Source organism: Pseudanabaena sp. PCC 7367, from assembly GCF_000317065.1.
Taxonomy (GTDB): Bacteria; Cyanobacteriota; Cyanobacteriia; order Pseudanabaenales; family Pseudanabaenaceae; genus Thalassoporum; species Thalassoporum mexicanum.
Map to the genome: position 1 here is coordinate 2,670,487 of NC_019701.1, position 12,773 is coordinate 2,683,259.

Annotated in this window: 10 protein-coding genes; 8 read left to right on the forward strand and 2 right to left on the reverse strand. The window is 47.4% G+C overall.

The window, feature by feature from the left end:
• Nucleotides 1-333 precede the first annotated feature (333 nt).
• From PSE7367_RS10570 to PSE7367_RS10580, 3 genes are all read left to right on the forward strand, one after another.
• On the forward strand, nt 334-1,638 hold the full coding sequence (locus tag PSE7367_RS10570; RefSeq protein ID WP_015165341.1) for an MFS transporter: 1,305 nt from the start codon (nt 334-336) through the stop codon (nt 1,636-1,638).
• Nucleotides 1,639-1,784: 146 nt separating this feature from the next.
• Nucleotides 1,785-3,671, forward strand: a complete 1,887-nt coding sequence (locus PSE7367_RS10575; protein WP_015165342.1) for a tetratricopeptide repeat protein — start codon at nt 1,785-1,787, stop codon at nt 3,669-3,671.
• A gap of 207 nt (nt 3,672-3,878) precedes the next feature.
• On the forward strand, nt 3,879-4,469 hold the full coding sequence (locus PSE7367_RS10580; protein ID WP_015165343.1) for a Uma2 family endonuclease: 591 nt from the start codon (nt 3,879-3,881) through the stop codon (nt 4,467-4,469).
• 205 nt (nt 4,470-4,674) lie between these two features.
• Here PSE7367_RS10580 and PSE7367_RS10585 read toward each other — a convergent pair whose 3' ends face one another.
• Nucleotides 4,675-5,616: an IS5 family transposase gene (locus tag PSE7367_RS10585; RefSeq protein ID WP_015163958.1), complete on the reverse strand. Its 942-nt coding sequence runs from the start codon at nt 5,614-5,616 to the stop codon at nt 4,675-4,677.
• A 205-nt stretch (nt 5,617-5,821) separates the two neighbouring features.
• Between PSE7367_RS10585 and PSE7367_RS10590 the strand changes: the two genes are divergently transcribed.
• The 5 genes from PSE7367_RS10590 (at nt 5,822) to msrA (ending at nt 10,990) form a co-directional block, all read left to right on the forward strand.
• A complete protein-coding gene (locus tag PSE7367_RS10590; protein ID WP_015165344.1) occupies nt 5,822-7,462 on the forward strand; it encodes a transglutaminase-like domain-containing protein in 1,641 nt (546 codons plus the stop codon).
• Nucleotides 7,463-7,714: 252 nt separating this feature from the next.
• The gene (gene efp / locus PSE7367_RS10595) at nt 7,715-8,275 is read left to right on the forward strand and encodes an elongation factor P (protein WP_015165345.1); all 561 of its coding nucleotides are present in this window, start codon (nt 7,715-7,717) and stop codon (nt 8,273-8,275) included.
• The gene (gene accB / locus PSE7367_RS10600; protein ID WP_015165346.1) at nt 8,275-8,763 is read left to right on the forward strand and encodes an acetyl-CoA carboxylase biotin carboxyl carrier protein; all 489 of its coding nucleotides are present in this window, start codon (nt 8,275-8,277) and stop codon (nt 8,761-8,763) included. The genes efp and accB overlap by 1 nt, the downstream gene beginning before the upstream one ends.
• 227 nt (nt 8,764-8,990) lie before the next feature.
• Complete coding sequence (locus PSE7367_RS10605) at nt 8,991-10,067, forward strand: YheT family hydrolase (RefSeq protein WP_015165347.1); 1,077 nt, start codon at nt 8,991-8,993, stop codon at nt 10,065-10,067.
• Nucleotides 10,068-10,303: 236 nt separating this feature from the next.
• Nucleotides 10,304-10,990, forward strand: coding sequence for a peptide-methionine (S)-S-oxide reductase MsrA (msrA, locus tag PSE7367_RS10610; protein WP_015165348.1), 687 nt, complete (start codon nt 10,304-10,306; stop codon nt 10,988-10,990).
• Here the strand turns inward: msrA and PSE7367_RS10615 are convergent.
• Nucleotides 10,987-12,705, reverse strand: coding sequence for a hybrid sensor histidine kinase/response regulator (locus PSE7367_RS10615; protein WP_015165349.1), 1,719 nt, complete (start codon nt 12,703-12,705; stop codon nt 10,987-10,989). The genes msrA and PSE7367_RS10615 overlap by 4 nt on opposite strands.
• Between the last annotated feature and the right edge of the window lie 68 nt (nt 12,706-12,773).

The window sequence follows — 12,773 nt, forward strand, 5'->3', positions numbered from 1 at the left end:
AAATTGTGTGAGGCGATCGGTATTCAGAATTCAAAAATATTGAGAATTCAGGTTACTAACCAGCGGATAAAAGCAGATCTAAGCAAATATATAGCCTATTATGCAATATGCAATTAGCTAAAGTATAAAAGCTCTGTCAAACTTAAAGAAAAGAGGGGCAATCATTTTCTCCTCTGGCTTGAAATATTAAATGCTTGGGGTCGAGCATTTTCTGCGGGAATTTGGTTGTGGGCTAGACTTATAGGCATTGCGATCGGGATATAGCATTAATAGGCATGTTCTATCAAAAATTATCACCGATCAATTTAAAAAATTCGCAAAGGTTGGTAAGTCATGCAGCAAGATCGACCGCTTTCGCAAACCACCCTATTCAAAGCCACCTTGCTAGCGGCTAGCACCCTGACGGTGATGTCGGGGGCAACGATCGCGCCTGCCCTACCAAAGATGGAAGCCCATTTTGATCAGGTGCAGGGGGTTGAATATCTGGTGCGATTGGTGCTAACCATGCCTGCTCTGTTAATTGTGTTTGGTGGCCCGATCGCTGGTCTGTTGGCCGATCGGATTGGTCGTAAAGCCCTCCTGGTTGGTGCTACGGTGCTATATGGGGTGGCGGGTAGCTCTGGATATGCACTCAGTTCCTTGGGGGCGATTATTGTCGGCCGGGCTTTTTTGGGGGTGGCGGTAGCTGGGCTGATGACCGCAGTTACAACCTTGATCGCTGATTACTATGCTGGTGCCGCCCGATCGCAATTTATGGGTATTCAAGCGGCCGCAATGGGCTTTGGTGGTGTGATTTTTCTTTCTGTGGGAGGCCAACTAGCGGATCTAGGTTGGCGATTGCCATTTTTAATCTATCTCGCCGCATTTGCGATCCTGCCGTTTATTTTATTTGTGCTCTATGAACCACGGGCAAATTTACCCACCACAGTACAGCAGGAAATCACTACTCCAGTTGCTAACCCGCAGGTTGTTGATGCGCATGGTCAGGATGCCCTAACTGCCGATCGCCCAACTCAGGTTCAGCCAACCGTTATTAATCGAATCAGCAAGATGCCGCGATCGCCATCGATGCTAATCGTGATCTATGTGATTGCGTTTGCCTATATGACCATTTTTTATATGATCCCGGTGCAATTGCCCTACTATCTAGAGGTCTTATCCCAGGCCAGTGCTGGTCAGAGTGGTTTGGCGATGGCGCTATTTACTTTGTTTAGTTCGATCGCCTCCCTATTTTATGGCCGGATCAAAGCTAAGCTGAACTTTGCCGTCATTATTGCCCTGGCAACTGTGCTGTTTGGCGTTGGTTACGTCGCGCTGGGTGCTGCCAATAGCTATGTGCAATCCCTAGCAGGCCTGGCGATTGGTGGTCTGGGGGCAGGTTTAATCATGCCGAACTTGAATGTTTGGACCACGATCGCGGCTCCGGCTGAAATTCGTGGTAGGGCGCTGGGGATTTTGACCGCTGCCTATTTCCTGGGGCAGTTTGTCTCGCCGTTTGTGAGCACGCCTCTGGGCAATCGCTTTGGTATGGATATTACCTTTATAGCGGTGGGGATTGCGCTGCTGCTGGTTGGTGTAACCCTGGGCATCAGCCTCAGCCGCCAAACTACAACTATCACTGACTCAGGCAAAAGGTAAAAAAACTGCGATCGTCCAAGCACCAATCAATAACCAATATCTCTAGATCATAAAATTTGCATAGCTTAGGCATTTATATCCATATAATTAAATAATTAATTATCCCCATATTCCCATTACATTAGTGCGTTGAGGCATAAAAAGCTGTGAATCGAGAGCAAAGAAGAAAAGCTGCTAAAAACGGCAACCAGACTCAGAGAGATCGCAGTTTGCTCAATGCTATGTCTGGTGCGAGCCAATCCCAGGATAATATTGCCAGCGATCTGCTCAGCCAGGGCTTAGCGCTACACAAAAGTGGCAACCTGGCTGCGGCCAAAGAAATCTATGCAAGCTTGCTGGCCAAAACACCTGATCATCCTAGACTGTTAAATTATTTCGGCGTATTAAAGGGGCAAATGGGCGATCCCAAAGGGGCGATCGAGCTGCTTAAACAGGCGATCCACCTTGATCCTAATAACTTTGGCTATCTCAATAACCTGGGTAATTTCTATCGTGCTGTAGGCGCACTGGATCAAGCGATCGATTGCTATGATCGAGCCGCCGCGATCAATCCCCAATCAGCGGATTCACTCTTGAATTTGGGCATTGCCTATACGGAGCAGGGCAAGTCAGATCAGGCGATCGTCACCCTGGAAAAAGCGCTAATCCTCAATCCGCTCCACCCCCGTGCCCAAACTATGTTGGGTGATTTGTTGCAGGCGAAGGGTAATCTCGATCGCGCGATCGCTAGCTATACGAAAGCGCTGGCCTTACAGCCCAATTCCTTTAATGCCCTTGCTTCTTTGGGGATGGCATTCTTTCGCAAAGGCGATCTTGAAAATGCTCAACATGCCTATGAAAACGCCCTTGCGATCGAGCCCTTATCCATCGATGCGCTCACTAATATTGGGGCAACTTTCTATGAGCGCGGCAATATCAAAATGGCGCTGGCTTGCTACCGCGAAGTGATTAACATTGTGCCCAGATCCCCGACTGCCCATATTAACCTGGCCTTTCTGCTCGCCCAGCAAAACCAGGATCAAGGGGCGATCGACAGCTATCAAACTGTCCTGACCCATGCCCCTAATTCATTGTCAGCAATGGCTGGCTTGGCGGAAATTTATGCTAAGCAATCGCAATGGCCAGAGGCGATCGCCCTCTATGAAAAAATGCTGGTGCAGGATAACTCACTTGCTGATACCCATGCCAGCTTGGGGATTGCCTTGAATGCAAATGGGGAAATCGATCGGGCGATCGCGCAATTTGAACAAGCCCGCCAACTCAACCCACAACATATCAAAGCCCATGCTCATCTGGGTTTAGCATTGCAAACTAGTAAATCGCAACAGGCCAATGAGATTTTTGATTTTGAGCGTTTAGTTGTTTCTTACCCCCTCGATCAAGCGATCGGTAGTGATATTCACCGATCAGAGCAAGTTAATCGTGACGCGACTGAAACTAGCTGGCGATCGATCGCTGATTTCAATGCCGCCCTAGCAAAATATGTTTATCAGCATCCAACCCTGTTGCGCGATCGCCCCGGTAAGCCGATTAACTACGGCCAGCAGACCTATGAAATTTTTCAAGATCACAATCCCCTAATTACTAACCTGGCTCAGGCGATCGACCAAAAACTAAGGGATTATTTCCAGCAAGCGCAGGCGATCGCAAGCCATAGCAATAACTCCTTTTTTGCTAATCCACCCTGGCAATGGCAACTAAGCGGTTGGGCAGTGGTGCTGGAATCAGAAGGCTGGCAGACTGCACATATTCATCCAGAGAGCTATTGCAGTGGTGTTTATTATATTCAGCTCCCTACGGAGGTGGGCAACAAGTCTAGCTATGCTGGGAATCTCAGCTTTGGCGATCTCTTTCCTGGCCTCGATCAGCAATCAAAACTAGCCCAATATACAATCACTCCGGCAGCGGGTTTATTGGTCTTATTCCCATCTTATTTCTGGCATGCCACAATTCCTTTTCAAGCGCAGGCTGAACAGCGGGAGCAACGCGATCGGATCTGTATTTCGTTTAATGTGATTCCTCAAGCAGGTTAGCTAAGCCCAATGATTTAGACTAGCCTTTCCCTTGCACATTAGAGGGTTGTTGATTGATTGAATTATTGGCAATTTCGATCGCCCTTATTCCTAGCTATTTAGGCTATTTAGATGCAGTTTTAGATGCAGTTATAGTCCAACGACCCTTTACGATTGTCTTCTAATCGGCAAGCTAAAATAGACACAATATTGCAATGGTCGATCGCCATGACTACTTCTCCTCACGCCAACCCGATCCCAGCATTAGCACCTGGTCGCTTAGTTTCTTTGGCTGAGTTCGATCGGTTATGTCATGATTACCCAGATCTACAATTGGAGCGCACCGCCACCGGAGAATTGATTGCGATGCCGCCCACTGGCAGCGAAACTGGTATTTTAGACCATTCGATTAACGGTCAACTATATGTTTGGAACCAACAATTTAAGTTGGGTAAATGTTTTAGCTCTTCGGCTGGATTCACGTTGCCAAATGGAGCCATAAGATCGCCCGATGCTGCTTGGATTAGCAACAATCGCTGGAATGCTCTGGATCAAAAAGCCAAAAAGAAATTTGCACCGATCTGTCCAGATTTTGTGATTGAACTGGTTTCACCTAGCGATCAGCTTCAAACTACTCAGGCCAAAATGCATGAATATATTGAAAATGGTGCCAGGCTGGGCTGGTTGATCGATCCACAAAATAAGCAAGTTACAATCTACCGAGGCGATCGCCCTGCTGAGGTAATTGAGAATCCGGCTAAGTTATCTGGTGAGAATGTATTGCCGGAGTTTGAGTTGAATTTAGCGGAAATTTGGTAAGCTCCTGTTCTTGTAGGATCAAGTAATATCAAGTCCAATTAAACATAATCGCTATGCATGGAAATTGCAGTAAGCACTACTGCGAATAGATTGTGATTACAGTCGATCTACCGATCTACAGGATTTGAGACCAATTTTGATGTGGTGATCGGCTTTGTTGCATGAATCGAAGAAAGGGACAATACTCCTGCCAAGATTCTCCAATTTAGTCTTCAACCAGGTAAGAATCAGGCTTGCATAGCATCATCATACGATTAAGAGCCACGCACTGTAAAAACAGCTCCACCGCTTGATTATCAAAATTTCGTGAGCGTAACTTACCGCCAAAAATAGTCTTCAATCTAAACATAGTAGTCTCTGCCAGTGAGCGCCGATGATAGCCAGTCTCTCGTTTCCACTTGGCACGACCAACCTTACGGATGCGCCGTAAATTTTGGTCACGCGGATGCGGTGGTGCTTTACAATTGCCATGTTGCCAAATTTTGGCATTTTTGCGTGGTGGAATTACTGACTGGGCTTGTCTAGCAGAGATTGCATCATAACAGTCACGATGGTCATACGCACCATCCCCAGATACTTGCTTAATTTCATCCTCAATCTGATTAAGCAGTTCAGGTAGAATTTGGCCATCATGATATTGGTTGCTGGTAACCGCTGCCGCAAGAATTTCACCGCTTGACTCATCTACGCCCAGATGAATTTTACGCCAGGTGCGACGCTTACCTATGCCATGCTGACGCGTTTTCCACTCTCCCTCTCCGTAAACTTTCACGCCGGTGCTATCAACCACCACATGTCTCGCTGCCTGAGTCTTTTGATGGGGTAACTCGATCGCTAATTTGCCCATCCGTCTTGAAACTGTGCTGTGGTCTGGCACCGGTAAGTCTATGTTCATCAGGGTAAATAATGATTCGACCAAACCGGTGACTTGTCTGCCTGCCAATCCATATATGCTCTTGAGCATCGCAATCGTCGCAATCGCTTGGTCACTGTATCTGTTTGATGCGCCTCTGTTGCCGGATCGCTCTGGCTCTAGCCACATCTCTATTGCCTCCTTGCTAATCCAGAAAATTAGACTTCCTCTCTGTTTGAGGCTTTTGTTATACTCTTGCCAGTTGCGGACGCGGTATTGTGGGGGTTTTTTCATGGTAGTTAAAACGTACCATAACCTACCGCTCCGTTTCTTTTATGCAACAACGCCGTGGTGATCTATAAAAATAGTCGCTCCGTCCACCGCGATCGCCAAACCCAAAATCTGTAGCCTAGAATAATATTGCCACTCCCTAAACCAGCTAACATAGCAACAAATTGCCAACCAGAACCCCAAAACCTAGGAATTAGGAATACCGATCTTGCTAGAACAACAAATCAAACCCTCGATCGCCAAATTGAGCCTACCGCGCACCATTCGCCCCGTCGGTGCATACACCATGTTTAGCCTGATCTGGCACACGATCGACGGCAAGCAATACGCAATCTCCCTCGATGCATATACTGGCAATCTGCTTAAAATCGATCCACTCACCGAATCAGCCACCGTGCTCAACTGCCACACCACCGAGCAATTTCGGGATGCCACCGGCATATCAATCAGTGGCGATACCCTGTGGGTGGCCAAAGACAACGGTATTTTTTATTGCAGCATGACCACCTTCGAGCTGCTGCCGTTCATGGAGTTGCCCAACAAAATCAATGGGATCGCCGTGTCCGAAGGGGCAGTTTATGCCAGCTCCCAGGAAGTAAATTGTATTTTTGTGGTGGGTCGAGCCACCAGGGGTTTAATTCGGGTCATGCCCGCGCCAGGAATTGGGCCAGAGTGGCTCACGATCCACGAAGGGGATCTGTGGGTCAGCGATCGCGGCGAAGAAACCATCTATCAACTTGATCCCAAAACCGCCGATGTCAAAATGCGCGCCCTCACCCCCTTTGCCAACCCAACCGGATTGGACTTTTGCGGCAGCGATCTCTATGTGGTCTATACGGGTGATGAATTTTACATTCGAGATAACCCCAATGATCCCGACCCGCTCTCGGTGCAAGTGCGCGATCGCACCTTTATACATCAGCTAGAGCTAATCCACGTAGTTGATCAAACACCCCGCTACACCCTTTCCAATGGTTATCTGGTGGAGATGACCTACTTAGAAGAAATCTCCCAGGAGGAACCCAAAGATGTGCATAACCTGACCTGGCGGATCGCCCTGCCCACCGATACCGATCGGCAAAAGTTGCGATCGATCGATCCGATGGGTATCCCCTTCACCGAGGAGATCGTAGATGGGCAGCGAGTGGCTGTGTTTAACATTGGTGAACTGCGGGCAGGCGAGGCCAAGCTATTTGGTTGGAAGGCCACCCTGGAGCTACGCGGGATCAAGTATGAAGTACCGTTCGAGGAAGCGGCCACCGACGAAATGCCCTCGGAGCATCTCCAGGTTACCTATCTGGTGGATGATGATGGCCTGGAAATGATGCATCCAACCGTGATGGCGGCGGCCAGGGAAGCGGTGGGCGATGAGACTAATATCCTCAAAAAAATGCTGCTGATCCGTGATTATGTCTACGACAAGCTATCCTACCGAATGCAACCTTATATTCAAAGCCCCGATGAAGTGTTGGTGCGCGGTACGGCCTCCTGCGGTGAATATGTGGGCGTGTTGCTGGCGCTGGCCAGGCTAAATGGGATTGTCTGCCGCACCGTGGGGCGCTATAAATGTCCACCCTTTGCCGATCAGCATAATCTACCGCTCGATCAGTATTACAACCATGTCTGGATTGAGTTTTATATCCCTGGGATCGGCTGGCTACCAATGGAGTCTAATCCCGACGATACGGGCGTGCGGCCATATCCAACCCGCTTTTTTATGGGTTTGCCCTGGTATCACGTCGAAATTGGCAAGGGGATCACCTTCGAGACGATCAAGCCCCAGCCCTTTTCGATCGGTGAATTGGCAGTTAACCACGTCCGGTTCAAGATTTTGAAAGAGCTGGACTAGCCCCTGATAAACTTGCCTAAATCTGGATTAATTTTGATTAGTTAAAAACCATAACCAGGTTACCGCTCTGCGGTAGAATGACTCTGGCAATTAATGCCACTAGTGGGCAGCTAGATATGCGCCTTCTGTCTAGATATTTATGTAATGTTTATGTAGATGGTTATGTAGTAACTAGACAATAAGTGACGCAACCAAACACAGGTAAAATGCTGTGCCTACAGCTACCAATCAGTAAAGATTACGCTAGGTAATATGATCTCTAGTAACGACTTTAGACCCGGTGTGACGATCGAACTAGACGGCGACGCGTGGCGGGTGGTTGAATTCCTCCACGTGAAGCCAGGCAAAGGGTCGGCATTTGTCCGTACCAAGCTCAAAAATGCCCAAACTGGCAGCACAATTGAACGCACCTTTCGCGCTGGGGAAACGGTACCGCAGGCAGTAATCGAAAAAAATGCCATGCAATATACCTATATGGATAGCGATCAATATGTGTTTATGGACATGAGCACCTACGAAGAATCGCGCCTGACTGCTGCTCAGATTGGCGATCGGGTCAAGTACCTCAAAGAAACCATGGAAGTGAACGTGATTACCTGGAACAACAAGGTAATTGATGTGGAGCTGCCAAATACGATCGTGTTGGAAATCACTGAGACCGATCCTGGCGTTAAGGGTGATACGGCCACTGGTGGCACCAAGCCAGCGATCGTAGAAACCGGAGCACAAATTATGGTGCCGTTGTTCATTTCGATCGGTGAGAAGATCAAAATTGATACTCGTAGTGACAGTTATCTGGGGCGCGAAAATTAGTGGAATTTAGCCTGGAGCAGTTAAGAGAACTAATTAAAATATTAGACCAAACCGATATCTCCGAATTGACTCTGGAGTCTGGCGATCTGCGGTTGAATATTCGCAAAAACGATCAAAAAATGGTGCAAGTAGCGCCAATTGCTACCGCTCCAGCGATCGAGATGGCGGCAAATATTCCCGTGGCTGCCCCTCCCGCCGCTACGCCTCCAGCCCCAGAACCGGAGGTAGAAAACAACTGGGAAGAAATTACTTCACCAATGGTGGGTACGTTTTATCGTGCTCCTGCGCCAGGGGAACCAGCATTTGCGGAAGTTGGCGACCCGATCGGCAAGGGGCAAACTGTCTGCATCATTGAGGCGATGAAGCTGATGAATGAGATCGAATCCGAGGTGAGCGGCAAGATTGTGGAAATTTTGGTAGATAATGCCCAACCAGTGGAATATGGGCAAGTATTAATGCGGATCGATCCTGGTTCTAGTAATAAGTAGTTGCGGTCTCAGGTATCAGATAGGCATCAGGTATCAAAGTGATTATTGATGCCATCAGGTTCAATTAGTTGAATTTACTTGAGTCTAACGATCGCGGCTAGATAAGTTTGTAGTAGTTAATTTAGTAATTAATTTAACTGATTAGAGAATCTATCTACTGGGCAAGATTCCAGACCGAGGCTAAAGGGCTATAGTTCTAGACTGATCATCTAATGAATTAGCGCCACATGTATAACGTTGATTATGAACCGCCCCAACTGCTAAAAAACGGCACGGCAATGACCGTCTATACGGCATTTAGGGCAAGCAAAGATTGGCAAAAATATACCGCTGAACCGGAACCAACCTATCAAGAACATGTGTTCAAAGGGGCAGGCGATGTGCCACTGTTTGGGATCATGGCCAGGGCGGGACAAGAGCGATCGCGGGGGACGATTATTGGCACCTATGGCATCACCGGTGATGTGCAGGATCAATGGTTTCTGAGAATCCTGGGTCGTAAAGCCCATGCCCATAATTACAACGTGGTGTTATTTGATTGGCGTGCCCACGGCAAAACAGCGGAGCTATCACCAACGCTTACCTCCGACGGCATTCATGAGGGCAAAGATTTTGTCTGTATTGCGGCTCAGGCAAAGGAACTGGGCTATGAACCCCCATTTTGGTTTGCTGGCTTTTCTTTGGGTGGGCAACTGGCACTGTGGGCAGTTCATGCGGCCAATACGATCGAGGCATGGCGATCGGAATGTAGTTTTAATATCGAACTTAGTAGCAATGAAATTGGCGGCGGTGCAGTAATTTGCCCCAGTGTGGACTCCAATCGATCGCTCCGCTATTTGATGAGTTCAACTGTTGGCAAACGCATCGATCGCGCCATTGCCCGACAATTAAAAAAATTAGTCAAGCGGATTCATGAAGCTCACCCCGGTACGATTGACCCGGAAGCAATCAAACGTGCCAATACGATCTGGGGTTTTGACCATGAATTCGTAATCGATCGGCTCGGCTTCCCCACCGTCGAAGCTTACTATGATGCCAGTAGCGCACTGCCGATTTTGCCTCAACTCGCCAAGCCAACCCTGGTAATTTATGCGGCGGATGACCCGATGTTCGATCCTACGATCGTGCCCGACTTGGATCATGCCTGTAGCCATAATCCCAAGATTGAGCTAATGCTGAGCGAGTATGGCGGTCATGTGGGTTTTATTAGCAATAAGGCTTGTCAGCGGCAATGGCAAGACCCCGATCGCTGGTGGGCTTGGAACAGGACGATGAATTGGTTTAATCAATATTCACCTGCTTAAATCAATGCTCAGCCTATGGATCATATGATAATTGTCAGGACTGAATAAAATTATTGCCTCTACATCCACATACAAATATTTCTAGGCTAATTAACATAACCATATCGGGCTATCAAAATACTACCGCAGACAATTAAGCAGGGCGATCGCAATCCATTACCATAGCGATCGGCGTAACTAAATTAGCCCCTCACTTTAGACTTTAAATACATCATAAACACCCTTGCAAAATAACCATGAAAAGATCGATCGCTTTCCTCGCCGCTGCTGCTCTTGGGTTGCTGCTAATCATGATGAATATTGGCACTCAGCCGACCAACTCTGCCCCACCATCTGTTAGTGCTATCGCCCAAGCAGAAATTGATAATCCTAACCTGGCAGTTGCCACCTTTGCTGGTGGTTGTTTTTGGTGTATGGAGCACCCATTTGACGAGATCGATGGCGTGCTAGAAACCACCTCTGGTTATACGGGTGGATCGGTGGAAAATCCTTCATATCGGCAGGTTTCATCGGGGCGTACTGGCCATGCGGAAGCGGTACAAATCACCTATGACCCTAAAAAAGTAAGCTATGAAACGCTCTTAAACACTTTCTGGCGCAATGTCGATCCCCTTGATGCTGGTGGCCAATTCTGCGATCGCGGCAATCAATATCGCACCGGCATCTTTGCCCATAGCCCTGAACAAAAAGCAGCGGCGATCGAGTCCAAACAGGAAATTGCCAAACAATTAAACAAGTCGATCGTTACCGCAATCACCACAGCGGATGAATTCTATCCCGCCGAAGACTATCACCAAAACTATTATCAAACCCATTCGCTGCAATATAAATACTATCGCTATGCCTGCGGACGCGATCGGCGTTTAAATGCACTCTGGGGGCAGGATCAAGAAGCCTTGTCGCAAAAACGTATAAAGCTCTAAACTTGCTTGGGATTTGCTCTAGGTAAACCAACTGTAATTCTTGTACCTTGGCCAAGCTCGCTTTGGCAGGCAATCGTGCCGCCATTCATCTCTACGCAAGCTTTGACAATCGATAATCCCAACCCAGTACCTGCCAATGACTCAACGTTACTACCTCGATGAAAGGGTTGGAAAAGATCGGCTTGATCTGCGGCGGGAATGCCAATGCCATAATCTTGAATAACCAGAATAATTTGTGAGGGTTGGCCATACAAACGCACCTCAACCTTACTGTTAGGTAGAGAATATTTGATGGCATTAGATAGGAGGTTGCTGACAATTTGTTGGAGTGCTTTTGGGTCGATATAAAAAGGGGGCACATTTCCGGTGATTTCAAATGTTATGAGGCGATCGGTTGCCTGTTCACAATATTCATTAATATATTTCGCCAGGAATTTCTCAATATCTAAGTAAATGGGTTGAAATGGAACTGCACCAATTTCCCTCTGATTCATAATCAGCATGTCATTGACTAAATTACTCATATGTCGGGCTCTCTCCGCAATCATATCGAGCAACTTTCCTTGTTTCGCAGTCGAAAGAGCCTTTTGATGCATTTTGAGAGTTGCTGCTGCTGCCAAAACAGAGGCTAAAGGTGATTGATATTCATGGGAAATGGTTGATAAAATATGAGATTTTAGCTTTCTCAGTTCATGTTCGCGTTTCAGGGCAATTTGAGTTTGAGACAGCATCTCAGCTTGTTGAATGGCGAGGGCAAGTTGGGTTGCCAGTGCTTCGATTAGTTCAATTTCTTCCCCTTGCCAGGTGCGTGGCCGATCGCATTGATGGGCGATTAGTACCCCCCACAGTTTCGAGATTCGATCGGGTGATGAACTTGAACTCAATAAAGATTCAGATTCCTGTCGATCGCTCAGCACATTTTGGGTCACTAGGAGCGGTACAACGATGCTAGCCTTCACCTCGAATTGCCTGAGCAGCTCTGAATAGCATGGGCTTAGCTGAACCAGAGCAATGTCGTTGATGACAGATACTTTGCCTTTGGCATAGAGTTGCCCTGCTTGACTTTGGAAACAAGTGTCAACTATCTCTTGCTTCAAGGCGGAAGTCCATCCAGCATTAACGGATTCCGCTACGACAAATCCTTTCATATTGGGCGCAAATTGATAAATTGAGATGCGATCGCAAGCCAATAACTGATGCACTTCAATGGTGGCGCGGCGGAGCACCTGATCTAAATCTAGCGATTGCCGAATCCGTAGTGCGATCGTCGAAATCAATGCTTGACGTTTCTGGCTTTGGTCAAGTCGTTTTTGTAACTCAAACTTCGTTAAAGCATTGCGCACTGCCGATTGCAGCACATTAGCGGTGACCTGTTGTTTGATTAGATAATCATAAACTCCCTGCTTCATCGCATTGACAGCGGTGGCCTCATCCCCCTGTCCTGTGAGCATAATTACGGGAATGGATGATTCGGTAGTTTGATTTAAGGCTGCTAGCACTTCTAAGCCATCCATATCTGGCAAATTAAAATCCAGCAGAATCACATCACAGTGGTTTTGCTGTAAACACAACAACCCTGCTTCGCCATCCTCAGCTTCTAGAATCTGATAAGAGCTATCAGTGTTTTTTAATAGATAGTTTTGGTAGAAGTAGCGATCTTCTGGCGAGTCATCAATAATTAAAATTGTTTTGGCATTGGTGGTTGGCACTGCCATCACCTCTCTATGCAGCTACGCTTGGAACGAACTCGCCTATGATCATAAAGTCTTTAGCAATTCATTTT